Source organism: Mesorhizobium sp. M0904 (genome assembly GCF_040319475.1).
Classification (GTDB): domain Bacteria; phylum Pseudomonadota; class Alphaproteobacteria; order Rhizobiales; family Rhizobiaceae; genus Mesorhizobium.
Genome location: NZ_JAMYOC010000009.1, coordinates 75,839 through 93,384 on the forward strand (window position 1 = coordinate 75,839; position 17,546 = coordinate 93,384).

The following is a 17,546-nucleotide window of genomic DNA, read 5'->3' on the forward strand; positions in this document are numbered from 1 at the left end:
TCGAAAAGCAGGCGGCAGGCCCGGTGTCAACGGGTGTTCTGCCGCAACCACTTCTTCCACGCGGCTTCGGAGCCGTTGAAGACGTTGATGTCGGCGTTTCCGGCCATGCCCGGCACGACGCCCGTTCCGGTATACTGCCAGAAGGTGAAGGGATGGCTGCCGTATTTCTGGCGCGGATGCCCGGCGACGGAGCGCAGCCAATAGGGGTAGCTGCGGAAACCCGACAAACCATTATCTTCGAAGAAGTCGACCGACGTGTAGATGATCGGCTTCTTGCCGTAGTGTTTTTCGACGATTTCGAGGAACGTGCTCATCTCGCTGCGTACCGTGGCGGGATCGGGCCGCAGCTTGCACGTCGGCGATTTCGGGTTCCATTCCATGTCGAGAACTGGCGGCATCGCCGAGCTGTCTTTGGGCACGTTCTGGATGAACCAGCGCGCCTGGGTCGCGGCCGGCGTGCAAAAGTAGAAGAAGTGATAGGCGGCGCGGGGGATGCCCGAGGCCTTGGTGCGGCTCCAATGCTCGTTGAAAGCTTCATCGAACCGGTCTCCGCCTTCGGTTGCCTTGATGAAAGCGAAAGAGATGCCGCTGGCCCTGGCCGCCGGCCAGTCGATCGAGGTCTGGTATTTGGAGACGTCGGTGCCGTGGACGGCATAGCTCCACGGTGCGCCGCTGTCCCATTCATGCGGGTCGGAATCGGCAAAACGCGGCGCGCGTACCACAACCGTCGCGGCACTGGACGACGATGGCGTCAGATCCTCGACCGTCGAGCAGGCACCAAGCAGCATCAGCGTGATGAGGACCGCGAAACGGCGCATCGCTACTTCCCGAGCCGGTTTCAGCCGGCCGCTGATGGGTCTTTCCGCGGGTGGCCCCTCGACCGGGCGCAGCGTGTCTGAAACCGACTTACGCGACGCGCCTGGATCTTCGTTTCATGCATTTCCCAAACCGTTGCGCAGTTTTGGGACGCATGCATTCAAGCCCCGCCGGACGGTCACCCCACAGGATCGCCCGGTCTGTCCAAGCGCGTCGCTTCGACGCGCTTGGCTCTTTTGTCTGTGCATGTCGTGGTCCCAAAACCGCTGCGCGCTTTTGGGCGACATGCACCTGTGATCGCCGATCATGGTTGATATTCGGTTGACGGCGCTCGACAAGAGCCGCGATTTTGCCGAAACAATGGCGGCAAATCGATGACATAGATCGAGCGCGCCGGGGGAACTCAAAATGCAGATCCTTTTGAAGTTCGTCAAATGGCTGCTCGGCCTGGCTGTGCTGGCCGCCGCGATACTCGCCGGCTGGCTGTATTTCGCGCCGCCGGAACTGATCCGCGTCGGTTCCGGCTATGCGGCCAAGATCGTCTGCTCGAACGTCTTCATCGCCGAGCGCGACGCCAACGACGTGCTCGCCGTCGATGTGCAGGCGCCGGGTCATCCGCTGCTGAAGCTGATGAGAGTGTCGGTGGACAAGGAGAAGGGAACGGTTTCGGCGGGCCTGTTCGGCGCGCTCGGCAAAAGTGTCGCGGTCGCTCGCGAGGGGCTCGGCTGCGCCTCGGTTCCCGATGGGGATATTGCCGCCGCCAAGGCTATCGCCGGCGCTCCACCGACGCCGGCGCCGCTGCCCGATGCGATGTGGCCGGAAGGCGACGATGTCGGTGCCTCGCAGGATTCCGAGGTCGTGAAGGTCCTCGACGATCCAGCAATGACCGGCGCCGGCATGCGGGCGGTGGTGGTGGTCAAGAGCGGCCGCATCGTCGCTGAGCGCTATGGCGACGGCTTTTCCGAAAAGACGCCACTATTGGGCTGGTCGATGACCAAGACGGTGAATGCGGCGATCGTCGGCACGCTGGTGAAGGACGGCAAGCTGGCGATGACCAACCAGGGCCTGTTCGGTCCCTGGAAGGGAGATGGCCGCGCCGTGATCAGCCTCGCCGACATGATGGCGATGTCGAGCGGGCTGGAATTCAACGAGGATTATGGCGACGTCGCCGATGTGACGCGCATGCTCTATCTCGAACCGGACATGGCGGGCTTTGCCGGATCCAAGGCGCTGACCGGCGAGGTCGGCAAGGTGTTTTCCTATTCGAGCGGCACGGCGGTGATGCTGTCCCGATTATGGCAGGATGCGATCGGCGACAAGGACAAGGCGCTGGCCTGGCCGAGGACCGCGCTGTTCGATCCGCTCGGCATGCACAGCGCGGTGCTTGAAGCCGACGAGCACGGCACCTTCGTCGGCTCGTCCTATCTCTATGCCACGGCACGCGATTGGGCGCGCTTCGGCCAGTTCCTGCTGCAGGGCGGCGTCTGGAACGGCAAAGAGATACTGCCCGCTGGCTTCGTCGACTGGATGCGGGAACCGGCAACTGCCTCGAAGGTCTACGGCAAGGGGCAATTATGGATCGAAGGACCGGGCGACGAAGAAAACCCGGGTGCCGGCCTTGCCGCCGGCCTGCCCAAGGACACCTATTGGATGGAGGGGCATGACGGGCAAACGGTCGCCATCGTCCCCTCGGAGCAGCTGGTTGTGGTGCGGCTCGGCCTGACGCCGGCCAGGCTCGGCTACCGGCCCCAGGCGATGGTGGCGGCGCTGATCAAGGCGCTGCATTAGGCTGTATCGATACTAAGGTGATGCCGGCCTGCAAACGGCGGTTTCCTGCGCTCCGGCCTTCGCCGGGCCAAAGCACTCATGAGCGGTCGTGGCAGTTAAGGCTACGGCCGGCGTAGGCCGGTGCTCACGTACCCTAAAGGACGCTCCGCTCGGTTCTCGGAACCCCCCGTTTTCGACTCGGCCTGACCTGAATCTCAACACGTCCTGGCTATCGAACTGGGCCGATCACGGCGAGCCACGCATAGCCGCGACAAAGCGTTTGGAAACGGAAGCTTGCGCCGGTTCTTGCAGATTCCGAATCCAGAACCGCGTGCAACGATTCACGCGGCTCGACGTGGAATTTTTTCAGCCAGCCGCGCAACAGCGTGCGGAACCAGCTGGGCAAGGCTTCCTGCTGGCCAAAATCGACGACGTGCAGCGAGCCGCCCGGTGACAGGGCAGCAAGTGCCGCAGACACCGTCTTCTCCCAGCCGGGGATCATCGACAGCGAATACGAGACAAAGACGCGGTCGAAACTTTTGACGCCGAACAGCGCCTTTGCGTCGAAATCAGTGGCGTCGCCGCGCGCCAGGGTGACGCGGCCGGAGAGGCCTTCGCGCGCGAGGGCGGCGGTGGCCGTCTCCAGCATCTCGGCCGAAATATCGAGGCCGAAGAAGCGCGCGCCGGGATAGCGGCGGGCAGCGAGGACAATGTTGCGGCCGGTGCCGCAGCCAAGCTCGAGCACCGTGCTGCCGGCCGGCACATCCAGTCCGGCGATAAGCCGGTCGCGGCCAAGCAGATAATATTTGCGGGTCAGGTCGTAGATATGACGCTGCCAGCGGTAGACACCGTCCATCAGTTCGGCATGGCTGGCCGGCAATTCGGTCGTGCTCATGCGGACCGCTTCACATAGAGATGGAAGCCGCCATAGATGGCCGAGCGATCGCAGGCCGAAAACTCGCGCGAGGCGTCGTTCTCGTAGCGCCACTGGTCGAGCAGCGAATTCGAGACGCGGCCGGGCAGCAGGCTGGGTTCCGCTGCGGTGCGGAAGATGACGCGGGCGCCTGTCGAGGCGGTTCGGGTGATCTCGGCCCACAACCCGTTGAGCTGGCCGTCGGTCATCCAGTCCTGTGCATCGAGCAGCACGAAGCGGTCGACCGAGCCGGCATCCTTGCCGGCAAGGAACTCGATCAGATTGGCGTGGTGGATGGCAACGCGATCGACATTGTTGCGGATCGTCTTGTAGTTGCGCTTTTCGAGGTAGGTGGGCAGGGCGGCTTCGCCCGGATTAGGGTAGCGGCGGGCGAAAGCCTGCCAGGCGAAATAATTGGTCTTCAGCGGAAAATCGCAGGCGAGCTTTTCCAGTCGTGCCTTCAGCACGCTGGCCATGGTGCCGTCACCCGAGGTGATCAGCGAATCGTACTGGGCCGGCGGAATGCCGAGGCCGAACAGCGAGGCTTTTCGCGAGGTCGCCCATTTCAGCAGCGGTTTTTCGAAGACCGGCGCCAGCTCTTCGTCGAAGAAGCGGCGCTGATCGGCGATGCTCTTGGCGTCCATGATGCCGGCCGGGTCGACGCCGAAGAATTTTGCGGTGCGGTGGCCCATGGCGATGAACAGGCCAAGCAGGCCGGTCTGGTAGAAATTGCGGTCGAAGACAGCGATGCGGCGACGACCGCGCCAGTTGCGGCGCTCCCAATAATGGCGGCTGACGGGGTCGAGATGCGGTGCGATGAAGCGATCATAGGCCTGCGAATTGTGCCCGGTCCCAGCCGCACCGAAGAAACGGAACAGGTCGCCCTGCGACGGCAGGTGACGCACCGCTGCGAGCTTCATGCGGTTCAGCGCAATATGCGCGGCGTTGAGGTCGACGGCATCGATCCTTTCTGGCGACCGGGTGAGATAGGAGAGGATGTTACAGCCGCCGGAGGCAATGGTGACGATGCGGTGGCCCTTGCCGAGTTGCATCGCGTCCATGTCGATTTCGGGGTCTTCCCAGATCTGCGGGTAGACAAGGCCGGAGAACAGGAAGGCGAACAAGCGCTCGGAGATGCCAGCTTTCGACAGCGGGCGGTTCTGGTAGACGGCCTTGCCGACCTCCTTGCCGCGGCGAAAAACCAGTTCCCCAGAAATGTCCGTCATGGCAACGCGATTCCCCGTTTGCTTTGCCGCAAGCGGGTAACGCAGGTGGATGACAGGCCGGTGACAACCTGTTGAAGCGAGTTCAGGCCTCGCCAAATCCGCCTGCGGTGGGTGTCGTCACAATGACTGCCTCGCCGGCGTCGAGCACTGTTTGATCGCAGGCTTTCAGCGTCTCGATCGCGCCGGTCTTGCGGCGGACCTTGGTCGAACCGGTCTCGCCATCACCGCCGCCGTCCAGCCCCCGCGGCGGGTGGCTGCGATGCGAGGACAGGATCGCGCATTCCATCTTTTCGAGGAAGCGGATGATGCGCTTGGTGCCGTCGCCGGCATTCCATTTGCCTTTGCCGCCGGAGCCTTCGCGGATATGGAAATCCTCGAGCAATACCGGGAAACGCAGTTCCAGCACTTCCGGATCGGTCAGGCGCGAATTGGTCATATGGGTGTGGACGCCGGAGGTGCCGGCAAAGCCGCGGCCGTCGTTCATCCGGCCGGCCGGCGAGCCCGAGCAGATCGTCTCGTAATACTGGTACTGCTTGTTGCCGAAGGTGAGATTGTTCATCGTGCCTTGCGCATTGGCCATCGCCTTCATGGCGCCGAACAGCGCGTTGGTGACATGTTGCGAGGTCTCGACATTACCGGCCACGACTGCCGCGGGATAGGTGGGCCTAAGCATCGAGCCGTCGGGAATGATGATGTTGATCGGCCGCAGACATCCGGCATTCATCGGGATGTTGTCTTCGACCATGACGCGGAAGGCATAAAGCACCGCGGCTCGGGCGACCGGCTCTGGCGCATTGAAATTGTTCTTCATGACCGGCGACGTGCCGGTGAAGTCGACGGTGGCTTCGCGCTTCCGCCGGTCGATAGTGATCTTCACTGTGATCTTTTGCCCGGTGTCGGTCGGATATTCGTATTCGGAACTGTCGGGCAGCCGCTCCAGCACGCGGCGCACGCTTTCGGCGGCATTGTCCTGAACATGGCCCATGTAGGCTTCGACCACATCGAGGCCGAAATGCGCGACCATCTTGCGCAGCTCGGCGACGCCCTTTTCGTTCGCGGCGATCTGCGCCTTGAGGTCGGCGATGTTCTGGTGCGGATTGCGCGCCGGGTAGGGGTGGTCGGTGAGCAGCGTCTCCAGGTCCTTCTCGCGGAACCGGCCGCGATCGACGATGCGGAAATTGTCAAACAGCACGCCTTCCTCGTCGACGGTGGTGGCAAGCGGCGTCATCGACCCGGGCGCGGTGCCCCCGATGTCGGCGTGGTGGCCACGCGAGGCGACGTAGAAGAGGATGAGGGGTTCCTCCCCCTTTGAGGGGGAGGTGCCGCCGAAGGCGGCGGAGGAGGTCGCCGCGGCAGTGCTCGACACTCTTGTGGTGCCTCCTGAGATGACCCCACCGGGCCGCTCCGCGGCCATCCTCCCCTCAAGCGGGAGGGAAAAAACAGGCGTCACCACGGTGATATCAGGCAGATGCGTGCCGCCATTGTAAGGCGCGTTCAGCGCAAAGACGTCGCCGGGGTGAATGTCGCCGGCATTGAGCCGGATGATGGTCTCCACCGAGCGATCCATGGAACCGAGATGCACCGGCATGTGCGGTGCATTGGCGACCAGCGCGCCGTTCCGGTCGAAGACGGCGCAGGAGAAATCAAGCCGCTCCTTGATGTTGACGGAATAGGCAGTGTTTTGCAGCGTTACGCCCATCTGTTCGGCGATCGACATGAACAGGTTGTTGAAGACCTCCAGCATCACTGGATCGGCTTCGGTGCCGAGTGCGGCGTGCCGGCGCTTCTTCTCGACGCGCCGCATCAATACGTGGTCCTTGGCGGTGATCTCGGCCTGCCAGCCCGGCTCGACGACAATGGTCTGGTTCGGCTCGATGATCAAAGCAGGGCCGGCGATCTTGTTACCAGGCTTCAGCGTTTCGCGAGGGAAGATGCCAGCGTCGCGCCAGACGCCGTCGACAAAGATTTTCCGGTTCCCGGAAGGACTTGCGGCCATATCTGCAACAACTGAATCGCTTTCATCGCGGCCGGTGCCGCCGGTATCGGTACCTTCGACGCCGATCGATTCGACGATCATCGGCTTGTCGTCGTAGACAAAGCCGAACTGCGCCTTGTGCGCCGATTCGAAGTCCGTCTTGGCTTGCGCGATCGAGCCGTGACCAAAGTTCACAGGCAGCGCGGTATCGGTGCCGTCATAGCGGACCTGCAGCACCGGCTTCGAGGCGACCGCGTCTTCGGCGATGCCTTGTGCGGCGAGTTCGTCGATGACGGCTTTGCGCAGCGTTGCGATGAGTTCATCGATCGCCGCCCCGGAGTCCTCCACCAGCGGCTTCAGCAGCGCCTGCTGGCGTGACGCAAATACAGAGGACAGGCCGATGCCGTATGCCGATAGCAGGCCGGAGAACGGATGGATCAGCACCGCCTCCATGCCCAGCGCATCGGCAACCAGGCAAGCGTGCTGGCCGCCGGCGCCGCCGAAACAGTTCAGGAGGTATTCGGTGACGTCGTAGCCGCGCTGCACGGAAATCTTCTTGATGGCGTTGGCCATGTTTTCGACGGCGACGGTGACGAACCCCTCCGCGACGGCTTCCGGCGAGCGGCCGTCGCCGATCTCGGCGGCAAGCGCGGTGAATTTTTCGCGAACCGTCTGCACGTCGAGCGGTTCGTCCTGCCCTGGTCCAAAAATAGCCGGGAAGAACTCGGGCTGCAGCTTGCCCAGCATGACATTGGCGTCAGTGACGGCCAACGGGCCCCCGCGCCTATAGGCGGCCGGGCCGGGGTTGGCGCCGGCCGAATCCGGCCCGGCGCGAAAGCGGCCGGCCTCGTAATGCAGGATCGAGCCGCCGCCGGCGGCGACGGTGTGGATGCGCATCATCGGCGCACGGATGCGCACGCCGGCGACCTCGGTGTCGAAGGCGCGCTCGTAGTCGCCATCATAGTGGGCGACATCGGTGGAGGTGCCGCCCATGTCGAAGCCGATGACCTTGCCGAAACCGGCGAGTTTTGCCGTCTCGACCATGCCGACGACGCCGCCGGCCGGGCCGGATAACAGCGCGTCCTTGCCTTGGAACATGTCGGCGGCGGTGAGGCCGCCCGACGACATCATGAACATGAGGCGAGGGCTTTCCCTCCCCCCGAGGGGAGGGTGGCGGCGAAGCCGCCGGGTGGGGTCGTTGCGGCAGTGCTCAACGTTCTGGCGGTGCCTTCTGAGATGACCCCCTCTGGCCGCTGCGCGGCCATCTCCCCCTCGAGGGGGGAGAGGACGCCGAGCTCCTTCGCCACCTTCTGCACATATCTTGACAGAATGGGCGACAGGTAGGCGTCGACCACCGTGGTGTCGCCGCGGCCGACCAGCTTGATCAGCGGCGAGACCTCGTGGCTGACCGAGACCTGGGAGAATCCGAGCTTTCGACAGACTTTGGCGACGGCCTTTTCGTGCTCGGGGTGTTTCCAGGCATGCATGAAGACGATCGCGACCGCATCGATGCCGTCCGCCTTGGCTTGCTCAATAGCCGGGCGTACGGAAGCAATGTCGAGCAGGCGCTCGATACTGCCGTCGGCGCGAACCCGTTCGTCGATTTCGACGACACGCTCATAGAGCTGTTCGGGAAGGATGATCTGCTTGGCAAAGATATCGGGCCTGGCCTGATAGGCGATCCTCAGCGCATCGCGGAAGCCTTTGGTGATGAGCAGCAGCACGCGGTCGCCTTTGCGCTCGAGAAGCGCATTGGTGGCGACCGTGGTGCCCATCTTGACATCGCCGATCAGCGCGGAGGGGATCGGGGCGCCGGGCTGGACGCCGAGCAGTTCGCGAATGCCCTGGATGGCTGCATCGGCATAGGCTTCGGGATTTTCCGAAAGGAGTTTCCTTGGATGCAGCCCGCCTTGCGGGTCCCGGCCGATGACGTCGGTGAAGGTACCGCCGCGGTCGATCCAGAAATCCCATTTTGCGGTCATGGCAGCGCCTCCGGGCATTTTCATTTAGGCATCCTGTTAGTGCTCAACGCTTTGTACTGCCAAGCGCTTGATGTTACACGCGGAAACGCAACGTTACGAAACTCATCATGCGCTGATGCATTGTGCCCTCGATCGTCGCCGGCAACGGTGGCGTGATTAGAGGAGAGATAATCATGAAGAAACTCATTCTTGCGTCGGTCTCGGCGCTTGCCTTGCTTGGCGTTGCGGCCTGCAGCGACAGCGGCACCGATAACACCACGACGCAGAGCACCAACCCGCCGGCATCCGACCAGACGATGAAGCCGGCTGCTCCTGACGCCAACAAGCCTGCCGAGCCGGCTCCGGCTCCGGCACCTGCGCCGGCTGCCCCGGCGCAGTAGTCAACGTGACAACCAAGAAAGGCCGGCCTCACACGCCGGCCTTTCTGCTGCTTACGATACCCGCGCATTGTGGCCGAGTGCGACGACGCGGGTTTGCGTGCAGCGGTTTCCGTCTGCCGATTTCCATGGGCAAGCACTAGCGCTAGCCGTCTCAGGCATTCCGCCAAATCGATTGGGCCAGCCCTGCGGCACTGTCTTGGCTTGATAGCGATGGGTGGTTGGTCCTATGAAGCCCCCATGTCGATTTGGGACCGCCTCGGCGACTTCGTCACACGCGTTTCATCTTCAGCGTCGTCAGGCGTCGCCGAAGTGGTCGAAGCCGTGCGTACGGTTTTCTCCGGCGATGCCGATTTGCGCCGGCGTGTCGCCTTCTCGGTGGCGATGATCGCGCTTTCGGCCAAGATGGCCAAGGCCGACGGCATCGTCACGCAAGACGAGGTGCGCGCCTTCCAGGAAATATTCGAGGTGCCGAAGGAACAGAGGCGCAATGTGGCGCGGCTCTACGATTTGGCCAAACGCGACATTGCCGGTTTCGAAACCTATGCCGAGCGGATGGCGCAGCTTTGCGGTTCGGGCCATACCAACTGCCTGATGCTGGAGGATATACTCGACGGGCTGTTCCACATCGCCAAGGCCGACGGGCTGGTGCATGAGCGCGAGGGCCAATTCCTGCACCGGATCGCCGAGATCTTCCGCATCGATGAGGCGCATTACCAGAGCATCCTGGCGCGGCATGTCAATCTGGGTGCCGCCGACCCCTATGTCGTGCTCGGCATCGAGCGTGGGAAGCCGTTCGAGGAGGTCCGCAGGCGCTACCGCAAGCTGGTTTCCGACAATCATCCGGACCGGCTGATCGCACGCGGCCTGCCGCAGGAATTCATCAAGATCGCGACGACCAGGCTGGCGGCGATCAACGCGGCCTATGAAATGATCGAGCGAGGCCTGCGGCACGCATGAGCGGCTTTCCGCCCGACGAGCCGAGCGCCGAGGTCAGGGTATCGCCGAATTTCGGACCAAGACGCGGGATGCCCGGACCCGATATGATCGTGCTGCACTACACCGGCATGGCAACCGGGGCCGCTGCCGAGGCATGGCTGTGCGATCCGGCCAGCGAGGTGTCGTCGCACTATCTGGTCCATGAGGACGGCCGCATTGTTCAGATGGTGAGGGAAAGCGACCGCGCCTGGCATGCCGGCAAGAGCTCGTGGTTCGGACAGAGCGACATCAACTCCTGCTCGATCGGCATCGAGATCGTCAATCCGGGGCATACGCTCGGCTATCGCAACTTTCCAAAACCGCAGATCGACGCGGTGATCGGCCTGTGTGCCGGCATCGTCGAGCGCCATTCCATTCCGGCCCAGCGGGTGCTCGCCCATTCCGACGTGGCACCCGGGCGCAAGGTCGATCCGGGCGAGAAATTTCCATGGAAGACCTTGTTTGCCGCCGGCATCGGCCATGTTGTGCCGGCAGCACCGATCCGGCGCGGCGCCGTGCTGAGGCCAGGCGATACCGGCGCCGATATTGAGGCACTGCAGTCGATGCTGGCGCTTTATGGTTATGGCGTCGAGATCACCGGCGCTTTCGACCGGCAGACCGAAATCGTGGTCGAGGCATTTCAACGGCATTTCCGGCAGCGCCTGGTCGACGGCGTGGCTGACGGATCGACGATCCGCACGCTGGAAAGGCTGCTCGCTTCCGTAAGGATAGCCTCTCTCAAATAACCTTTTGCCAGATTAAAAGTTACAATCTGTTACTCAAAGTGACTTGCGTCGCCTTGTTTGGCGCCAATTCCATTGTCAAAGGCGATCCGTACAGATTGTCGGACGTCTATCCCCCCAGATGTTCCGATGTTGATTGAGGGTATCTGCGCGAAGTTCTTTGTGCGGATCAAACAGAACAGGATCACATGCAGAAATTGACCGTTTTAACGGCAGCCATTGCTGCCGGCGTAATGACTTTTGCCTTCAGTGCGGCAAACAGCGCACCGCTGAGTCAGCGGGCCGATCAGGGCTTCAGTGCCGCAGCCGGCAAAACCGCCATGCCGAAGGGTGGTGCAAAAGTAGAGAAGACCGCCATCGCGAAAGTGGAAAAAGCGGCCCCGGTAAGGACGAAAAAGCCAGTCTCCGCGAAAAGGCCAACCGCTGCGAGAAAGACAATCGCCAAACAGCATGTGAAGCGTAACCGCAAACGCATCGACCGCATGGCAACGGCGTCAGTCGCTCCGAAGAGCAGGCCAGCGCCCCAGGCGGCGGTTGTCGGCGGCAGCGGACAGTATTCGGCGATCATTGCGCGTTATGCCGCCAGCTATGGCGTGCCGGTGTCGCTCGCCAATGCTGTCATCAAGATCGAAAGCAACTACCAGCCGAACCAGGTCGGCAGCGCCGGCGAGATCGGCCTGATGCAGATCAAGCCGGCGACGGCAAGAATGATGGGCTATAGCGGTTCGGTTCAGGGTCTCTACGATCCCGATACCAACATCAAATACGGCATGAAGTACCTTGCCATGGCGCGGGATCTCGGCGGCGGCACGACCTGCGGCACGATCCTGAAATACAATGCCGGCCACGCCGCCACACGGATGAACCCGGTGTCCGCAGCCTATTGCGGCAAGGTCAAGGTGCAGCTGGCAGCGCTTGGAGCGCCCGCCTGACAAGGGATAACTTGTTTTTTCGTTTGCGTTTTCGGGCCCGAACCCCTTTATACGCCTTGCCAGCTGGCCGGGCGGCCGCAGCCGCGAAGCCGAAAGGCTGCGGGTGAGGAAAGTCCGGGCTCCATGGAGACACGGTGCCGGTTAATGGCCGGCGGGGGCGACCCCAGGGAAAGTGCCACAGAAAGCAAACCGCCACGATCCAATCGTGGCAAGGGTGAAAGGGTGGGGTAAGAGCCCACCGCGCGACTGGCAACAGGAGCGGCACGGTAAACCCCACCGGGAGCAAGACCGAATAGGGACGGTGCGAGGGGAAACCCTCGGGGGCTGTTTCCGGCTCACCGTCCGGGTAGGTTGCGTGAGGCGCATGGCAACATGCGCCCAAGATGAATGGCCGCCGCGTTCTCGCCCCGCAAGGGGCGAGGGCCATACAGAACCCGGCTTACAGGCCAGCTGGCAGTTTTCTACCCATGTCGCGCAAGACAGCGAGGCTGCGGCCGATCGATTGCTCGATCGGATCGAAGCCCGCTGGCAGCAAGTGGCCACTTATCCCTTCTCAGCTGCGCGCGCGAAGACATCGCGCCCGGCATCCGTCACCTGATCGTCGGCGAATACCTCCTGTATCGTGTCGTCGAAGAGGCGACCGAAATCGTTCGCGTCCTCCACGGCCGGCGCAAGATCGACGCCGGCTCAGCCACCGATTGCGTCCAGCGACGCCTCGATCGCCTGCCAAAGCTCTTCCACCGGCTCGCAGCCGACCGACAGGCGAACGAAGCCGGGCGGAACGGCATCTCCCCTTTTTGATCGCCGTTCGGCCGACGTGTGCACGCCGCCGAACGATGTCGCGGCCTGCATCAAGGCGCAATTGTTGATGAAATCCTCGGCCTTGTTCTCCGAGGCGAGCACGAACGAGATGAGAAAGCCGAAGCGCTCCATCTGGGCGCGGGCAAGATTGTGCGATGGGTCGCTCTCCAGTCCCGGAAAGCGCAAGCCGCTGATCGCGCGATGGTTTTTCAGCCGTCGCGCTATCATTTCGGCGGAAGTGCACATGCGGTCGAAGCGCACGTCCAGCGTTTCGAGGCCGCGATGCACCAGCCATGCCTCGAAGGGCCCGGGGATGGCGCCCGACGTCTCGCGCCAGTCGGTCACCCTCGAGATAATGTCCGCGTCGCGGCTGGCGACATGGCCGAACAGCACATCGGAATGGCCGTTTGGCGCCTTGGTGTCGGCAGCAATGACGATATCGGCGCCAAGATCGAGCGGGCGCTGGCCGAAAGGTGTCATCGTCGTGTTGTCGACCACAAGCACCGCACCCGCTCTATGCACGGCTTCGGCGACGGCTGCGATGTCGCATATGTCCAGTCCTGGGTTGGCGGGTGTTTCGACGAAGGCAAGCCGATAGCCGTCGAAGCCGCCGTCGAGAAAGCTCGACGTTGGCCGGACATCGTAGGCAACGCCGAAGGCTTTCAGGAAACGGTCTGCCAGCGCTCGCGTCGTATGATAACCGTCGGACGGCAGCAGGATACGGTCGCCGGCTTTGAGCAGGCCGAAAAATACCGCCGAGATGGCAGCCATTCCCGAGGGAAAGGCGACGCATGGGGCGTCCTCCAAATGCGCCAGCATGTGCTCGACCGCATCCCAGGTCGGATTGCTGAAGCGGCCATATTGATCGAAGCCGGTGGCGTCGCCCGGCGCATGAAAGATGGCGGCCATGGTTAGGGGTAAGGGGATCGGGTCGCCCTTGGCCAACCCGCCGCGGCGCAGATGGGGAAGTGCTGCGGCGCGTGACTTGGCTGTTTCGGACATGATTTCAACCTCGTTACTGACCGGAAAAGGAGATGCCGAGGCTATGCGCGGCAGCGATCCGCGGCAAGTCGGCTCCGGTTGGGCCACACGGCTCTAAACGCTTCGTTAGGCTTAATAGAGGATAAAGACGGGAGTGCCGTCAAAGCTGCTCTCCCCAGTTATGGCAGGCGCGTTTTGAAGACTGTTCCCGTTGACGCCCATAGCACCCCATGATATCCCATTCCGATACTCAAGCCTTCGTTCCGTGTCAGGGTGAAGCGTACGCCAATCGGGCAGCCGCGGCGGCTGCGCGTTTGCCTGCGTTCGCCCGTCATAACGAAGTGGGTTTTGGACGCCGACCGGGCTGGGGCGGCGCGGACAGGAAGATGCAGAGGGGTGCGGCGGCGCAAGCGGCCGTAACGCGCAATGGACCGGTTTCTGTCGAACGCGGTGAACAGGATCGATGCGAAGGGACGGGTGTCCGTGCCGGCGCATTTCCGTGCCGTTGTGCAGAAACGCGGCTATTCGGAACTTTATGCGCTACGCTGCCTGGATCGCCCGGCGATGGATGTCGGTGGGCTCGACCTGCTCGATCGCTACGAGCAGCGCATCGCCCAGGAGGACCCGTTCCTGCAGACGGCGGACGACATGTCGTTCTTCTGCCATGGCGATGGAACGTTTCTGAAGCTCGACCAGGACGGCCGTATCACGATGAGCGATTTCATTCGCGAGCATACCGGCATTTCAGCGGAAGTGGCCTTCGTTGGCCGCGGCAATTTCTTTCAAATCTGGGAGCCCGGACGGCTCAGCGCCTATGGGACGGAAGCACGCGCCCGGCTTTTGCAGCTTCGGCAGGGGACGAAGCCCGGGGAGCGGCCGGAATGATGGCCGGCGACGGCGATGAAGTTCATGCCGCTGGCGGACCAGCCCGCCACATTCCGGTCCTCCTTGCCGAAGTTCTGGAGGCGCTGGCCCCGACGAAAGGCGAGGTGATCGTCGACGGCACGTTCGGTGCCGGCGGCTACACCAAGGCCATCCTAGCAAGCGGAGCCTCGGTCGTCGCCATCGACCGCGATCCGGATGCGATTGCGGCGGGGCGGGCCCTTGAACAGCAGTCCGGCGGCAAGCTCAGGCTTGTCCAGGCACCGTTCTCGACGCTCGATGAGCAGGTTGAAAGTGCCGATGGCGTCGTGCTCGACATCGGCATCTCCTCCATGCAGATCGACCAGCCGGAGCGCGGCTTTTCGTTCCGGGCCGATGGACCGCTCGACATGCGCATGGCGCAGGCGGGCCTGAGCGCCGCCGACGTCGTCAACACCTTCAAGGTGGGCGATCTTGCCCGCATCTTCGGTTTTCTTGGCGAGGAACGCCATGCCGGGCGCATCGCCCGCATGATCGAGAGCCGTCGCGAAAAACGCCCCTTCGAGCGCACGCTCGACCTTGCCGATGCCATCGAGACGCATATCGGTCGCGTGCCGAAAGACAAGATCCATCCGGCCACCCGCGTTTTCCAGGCGCTGCGCATCTTCGTCAATGACGAGCTCGGCGAACTGGCCAAGGCACTGTTTGCCGCCGAGCGCGTGCTGAAACCGGGCGGGCGGCTTGCCGTGGTGACCTTCCATTCCCTGGAGGACCGCATTGTCAAGCGCTTCATCGCCGACAGAGCCGATTCAGCGACCGGATCGCGGCATCTGCCCGAGGTCCAGGCGCGCACCGCCACCTTCACCAAGAACGGCGGCGGCGTGACGCCTGGCGATGCCGAGATATCGGCAAATCCGCGGGCGCGCTCGGCAAGGCTGCGCGCTGCGATCCGTACAGAGGCGCCGGCGCGTGCCGGCGATTTTTCGATTTTCGGCCTGCCAAAACTGCCTGGCCCAAAGCTTCCCGGCGCCGATCGTCCGGGAGAGAGGTGAGCACGTGTTTCGTACCAGCGACATAGTCCTGATCGCCGTCATGGTCTCGGCGGCTGCCCTGACCTACAAGACCAAGCGCGAGGCCGAGGAGCAACTGGCGGCAGTGCACAAGATCCAGGCGCAGATCCGTTATGAAGAGGACACGATCGACCTGCTCAAGGCGGACTGGAGCCTGCTTACCCAGCCGTCGCGACTGCAAAAGCTCACCGAAATCTACAAATCGCAACTCGGACTCGAGCCGGTCAATGCGCGGCAGATCGTCGGGCTGGACGATCTGCCGGCGAAGCCCGTCAACATCGAGGACCTTTCATCGCAGCGGCTGGGCGGCATGGCCGATGTCGGCGGCAAGGATCCCGTGGTGACCGGAGGCATCATCCAATGATCAGCGGATTTCCAATCGCCGCCAGATTTCCAAAGGTTGGGAGGCTGCTGAAGCGCGGTTCGAAGCCCGGTGCGGGCGGATCGATCGTCGTCGAAGGAGCCCGCAAGGCGACCGGTGGCAAGGGCAGGACCCGCATCGTCATGACGATGGCGGTGTTCTTCGGCATCTATTCTACCATTGCCGGGCGGTTGGTCTATCTGGGTTTCCAGAATCCCGACCTGTCGGGCGGCCCGCAGAGCCGGGTGACGGCATCGCGACCCGACATCGTCGACCGTAACGGCGAAGTGCTGGCGACCGACATCAAGACGGCGTCGCTGTTTGCTGAGCCGCGCCGCATCGTCGATGCCGACGAGGCGATCGAAAAACTGTCGACGGTGCTTCCCGAGATCGACTACGAGCAGACATACAACAAGCTGAAGAGCGGCGCCGGCTTCGTCTGGCTGCAGCGGCAACTGACGCCGAAGCAGCAGGCCGACATCATGCAGCTCGGCATCCCCGGCTTCGGCTTCCGCACCGAAAAGCGCCGGTTCTATCCGGCCGGCGAAACCTCGTCCTACATTGTCGGCCTCACCAACATCGACAATCAGGGCATCTCCGGCATGGAGAAATACATAGACGAACAAGGCTTGAGCGACCTTCAGGCGTCGGGCCTGGCGGTGGCCAAGGACTTGAAACCGGTGCAGCTCTCGATCGACCTGCGCGTCCAGCATATCGTGCGCGACGAGGTCGCCACCGGCATGGAAAAGTACCACGCGATCGCGGCGGGCGCCGTCGTGCTCAACGTCAAGACCGGCGAGGTGCTGGCGATGGCCTCCGTTCCGGATTTCGATCCGAACAACCCCTATAATGCGCAGGACAAGGACCGGCTCAACCGAATGTCCGCAGGCCTCTACGAAATGGGGTCGACCTTCAAGAGCTTCACCACCGCCATGGCGCTCGATTCCGGCAAAATAACGCTGCAAAGCCGCTTCGACGCGTCGCGCCCGATCAGGATCGGCCATCAAACCATCCATGATTTCCATGCCAAGGGCCGGATACTGTCAGTTCCGGAAGTGTTCATCTACTCGTCCAATATCGGTTCTGCCAAGGAAGCCGAAGCGGTTGGCATCGACGGACACCGCGAATTCCTGCATCGCCTGGGAATCCTCGAGAAGATGCAGACCGAACTGCCGGAAGTCGCTCGGCCGACCGAGCCCAAGGTCTGGAAGCAGGTCAATTCGATCACCATCGCCTTCGGCCACGGCGTGTCGACGACTCCGCTACAGACAGCGGTCGGCTGCGCCGCGCTGATGAATGGCGGCTATCTGATGGACCCAACCTTCCTGCCTCGCACGCAGGAGCAGGCGATGGCGGTGGCCAAGAAAGTGGTCAGCGACAAGACGGTCGAGGGCATGCGCTATCTCTATGCACTCAATGCCGAAAAGGGATCCGGTCGCAATGCACGGGTGCCAGGATACCGGGTGGGCGGCAAGACGGGAACGGCGGAGAAGGTCGTCAACGGCCGCTACTCGAAGGAAAAGAATTTCAACGCCTTCGTTGCAGCTTTCCCGATGGACGATCCGCAATACATAGTGCTTACGATCGCCGACGAACCGAAGCCGGAAAAGCCCGGCATGGGTGCTACGGCCGCCTCGAACGCGGGCATCATGGCTGCAAACATCATCCGACGTGCGGCTTCCATGCTTGGCGTGAAGCCAGATTTCAGCCATGAAAATGGTGCAACGCTGGTTTCCTATCAGTGATTCTTCGGGCGCGCCGGC

14 protein-coding genes, 1 other RNA gene and 1 pseudogene are annotated in these 17,546 nt (G+C 62.8%); 10 read left to right on the forward strand and 6 right to left on the reverse strand.

The window, feature by feature from the left end; translation table 11 throughout:
* Window positions 1-26: 26 nt before the first annotated feature.
* Complete coding sequence (locus NKH80_RS11655; protein ID WP_352644738.1) at window positions 27-818, reverse strand: glycoside hydrolase family 25 protein; 792 nt, start codon at window positions 816-818, stop codon at window positions 27-29.
* A gap of 406 nt (window positions 819-1,224) precedes the next feature.
* Between NKH80_RS11655 and NKH80_RS11660 the strand changes: the two genes are divergently transcribed.
* The gene (locus tag NKH80_RS11660; protein ID WP_352991648.1) at window positions 1,225-2,604 is read left to right on the forward strand and encodes a serine hydrolase domain-containing protein; all 1,380 of its coding nucleotides are present in this window, start codon (window positions 1,225-1,227) and stop codon (window positions 2,602-2,604) included.
* 208 nt (window positions 2,605-2,812) lie between these two features.
* Here the strand turns inward: NKH80_RS11660 and NKH80_RS11665 are convergent, their stop codons facing one another.
* From NKH80_RS11665 to NKH80_RS11680, 4 genes and pseudogenes are all read right to left on the reverse strand, one after another.
* A complete protein-coding gene (locus tag NKH80_RS11665) occupies window positions 2,813-3,478 on the reverse strand; it encodes a class I SAM-dependent methyltransferase (protein WP_352991650.1) in 666 nt (221 codons plus the stop codon).
* Entirely contained in the window at window positions 3,475-4,722 is a 1,248-nt protein-coding gene (locus tag NKH80_RS11670) for a BtaA family protein (RefSeq protein ID WP_352505588.1), read from the reverse strand. The genes NKH80_RS11665 and NKH80_RS11670 overlap by 4 nt, the downstream gene beginning before the upstream one ends.
* Window positions 4,723-4,804: 82 nt before the next feature.
* Window positions 4,805-7,834 (reverse strand): hydantoinase B/oxoprolinase family protein, encoded by a 3,030-nt coding sequence (locus tag NKH80_RS11675; RefSeq protein WP_352991652.1) that lies wholly within the window; start codon window positions 7,832-7,834, stop codon window positions 4,805-4,807.
* A 143-nt stretch (window positions 7,835-7,977) separates the two neighbouring features.
* Window positions 7,978-8,679, reverse strand: a pseudogene (locus NKH80_RS11680) (hydantoinase/oxoprolinase N-terminal domain-containing protein); the annotation flags it as partial.
* 173 nt (window positions 8,680-8,852) lie between these two features.
* Between NKH80_RS11680 and NKH80_RS11685 the strand changes: the two are divergent.
* The 5 genes from NKH80_RS11685 (at window position 8,853) to rnpB (ending at window position 12,167) form a co-directional block, all read left to right on the forward strand.
* Window positions 8,853-9,059 (forward strand): hypothetical protein, encoded by a 207-nt coding sequence (locus NKH80_RS11685; RefSeq protein WP_023721215.1) that lies wholly within the window; start codon window positions 8,853-8,855, stop codon window positions 9,057-9,059.
* 237 nt (window positions 9,060-9,296) lie between these two features.
* Complete coding sequence (locus NKH80_RS11690) at window positions 9,297-10,016, forward strand: TerB family tellurite resistance protein (RefSeq protein WP_352505589.1); 720 nt, start codon at window positions 9,297-9,299, stop codon at window positions 10,014-10,016.
* Window positions 10,013-10,780, forward strand: coding sequence for an N-acetylmuramoyl-L-alanine amidase (locus tag NKH80_RS11695; RefSeq protein WP_352505590.1), 768 nt, complete (start codon window positions 10,013-10,015; stop codon window positions 10,778-10,780). Before NKH80_RS11690 ends, NKH80_RS11695 begins: the two co-directional genes overlap by 4 nt.
* A gap of 185 nt (window positions 10,781-10,965) precedes the next feature.
* Window positions 10,966-11,709 carry a lytic transglycosylase domain-containing protein gene (locus NKH80_RS11700; protein WP_352703469.1) on the forward strand — a complete coding sequence of 248 codons (744 nt, stop codon included), beginning with the start codon at window positions 10,966-10,968 and terminating at the stop codon, window positions 11,707-11,709.
* 59 nt (window positions 11,710-11,768) lie between these two features.
* An RNA gene (gene rnpB, locus NKH80_RS11705) (RNase P RNA component class A) lies at window positions 11,769-12,167 on the forward strand.
* 229 nt (window positions 12,168-12,396) lie between these two features.
* Here rnpB and NKH80_RS11710 read toward each other — a convergent pair.
* A complete protein-coding gene (locus tag NKH80_RS11710) occupies window positions 12,397-13,512 on the reverse strand; it encodes a cystathionine gamma-lyase (protein ID WP_352991655.1) in 1,116 nt (371 codons plus the stop codon).
* Window positions 13,513-13,917: 405 nt separating this feature from the next.
* Between NKH80_RS11710 and mraZ the strand changes: the two genes are divergently transcribed.
* From mraZ to NKH80_RS11730, 4 genes are read left to right on the forward strand one after another with little or no spacing between them, the layout of a single operon-like run.
* On the forward strand, window positions 13,918-14,376 hold the full coding sequence (gene mraZ / locus NKH80_RS11715; protein WP_254818997.1) for a division/cell wall cluster transcriptional repressor MraZ: 459 nt from the start codon (window positions 13,918-13,920) through the stop codon (window positions 14,374-14,376).
* Window positions 14,373-15,404: a 16S rRNA (cytosine(1402)-N(4))-methyltransferase RsmH gene (gene rsmH, locus NKH80_RS11720; protein WP_352991657.1), complete on the forward strand. Its 1,032-nt coding sequence runs from the start codon at window positions 14,373-14,375 to the stop codon at window positions 15,402-15,404. The genes mraZ and rsmH overlap by 4 nt, the downstream gene beginning before the upstream one ends.
* A gap of 4 nt (window positions 15,405-15,408) precedes the next feature.
* Window positions 15,409-15,786 (forward strand): cell division protein FtsL, encoded by a 378-nt coding sequence (gene ftsL / locus NKH80_RS11725; RefSeq protein ID WP_254818995.1) that lies wholly within the window; start codon window positions 15,409-15,411, stop codon window positions 15,784-15,786.
* Window positions 15,783-17,528: a peptidoglycan D,D-transpeptidase FtsI family protein gene (locus NKH80_RS11730; RefSeq protein ID WP_352475376.1), complete on the forward strand. Its 1,746-nt coding sequence runs from the start codon at window positions 15,783-15,785 to the stop codon at window positions 17,526-17,528. Before ftsL ends, NKH80_RS11730 begins: the two co-directional genes overlap by 4 nt.
* The last annotated feature ends 18 nt before the right edge of the window (window positions 17,529-17,546 follow it).

What these genes read in the sequence shown, in the direction of transcription:
- NKH80_RS11655 (WP_352644738.1), bottom strand. Translation starts at nt 818, where the DNA reads ATGCGCCGTTTCGCGGTCCTCATCACGCTGATGCTGCTTGGTGCCTGC.
- NKH80_RS11660 (WP_352991648.1), top strand. Translation starts at nt 1,225, where the DNA reads ATGCAGATCCTTTTGAAGTTCGTCAAATGGCTGCTCGGCCTGGCTGTG.
- NKH80_RS11665 (WP_352991650.1), bottom strand. Translation starts at nt 3,478, where the DNA reads ATGAGCACGACCGAATTGCCGGCCAGCCATGCCGAACTGATGGACGGT.
- NKH80_RS11670 (WP_352505588.1), bottom strand. Translation starts at nt 4,722, where the DNA reads ATGACGGACATTTCTGGGGAACTGGTTTTTCGCCGCGGCAAGGAGGTC.
- NKH80_RS11675 (WP_352991652.1), bottom strand. Translation starts at nt 7,834, where the DNA reads ATGTTCATGATGTCGTCGGGCGGCCTCACCGCCGCCGACATGTTCCAA.
- NKH80_RS11685 (WP_023721215.1), top strand. Translation starts at nt 8,853, where the DNA reads ATGAAGAAACTCATTCTTGCGTCGGTCTCGGCGCTTGCCTTGCTTGGC.
- NKH80_RS11690 (WP_352505589.1), top strand. Translation starts at nt 9,297, where the DNA reads ATGTCGATTTGGGACCGCCTCGGCGACTTCGTCACACGCGTTTCATCT.
- NKH80_RS11695 (WP_352505590.1), top strand. Translation starts at nt 10,013, where the DNA reads ATGAGCGGCTTTCCGCCCGACGAGCCGAGCGCCGAGGTCAGGGTATCG.
- NKH80_RS11700 (WP_352703469.1), top strand. Translation starts at nt 10,966, where the DNA reads ATGCAGAAATTGACCGTTTTAACGGCAGCCATTGCTGCCGGCGTAATG.
- NKH80_RS11710 (WP_352991655.1), bottom strand. Translation starts at nt 13,512, where the DNA reads ATGTCCGAAACAGCCAAGTCACGCGCCGCAGCACTTCCCCATCTGCGC.
- mraZ (WP_254818997.1), top strand. Translation starts at nt 13,918, where the DNA reads ATGGACCGGTTTCTGTCGAACGCGGTGAACAGGATCGATGCGAAGGGA.
- rsmH (WP_352991657.1), top strand. Translation starts at nt 14,373, where the DNA reads ATGATGGCCGGCGACGGCGATGAAGTTCATGCCGCTGGCGGACCAGCC.
- NKH80_RS11730 (WP_352475376.1), top strand. Translation starts at nt 15,783, where the DNA reads ATGATCAGCGGATTTCCAATCGCCGCCAGATTTCCAAAGGTTGGGAGG.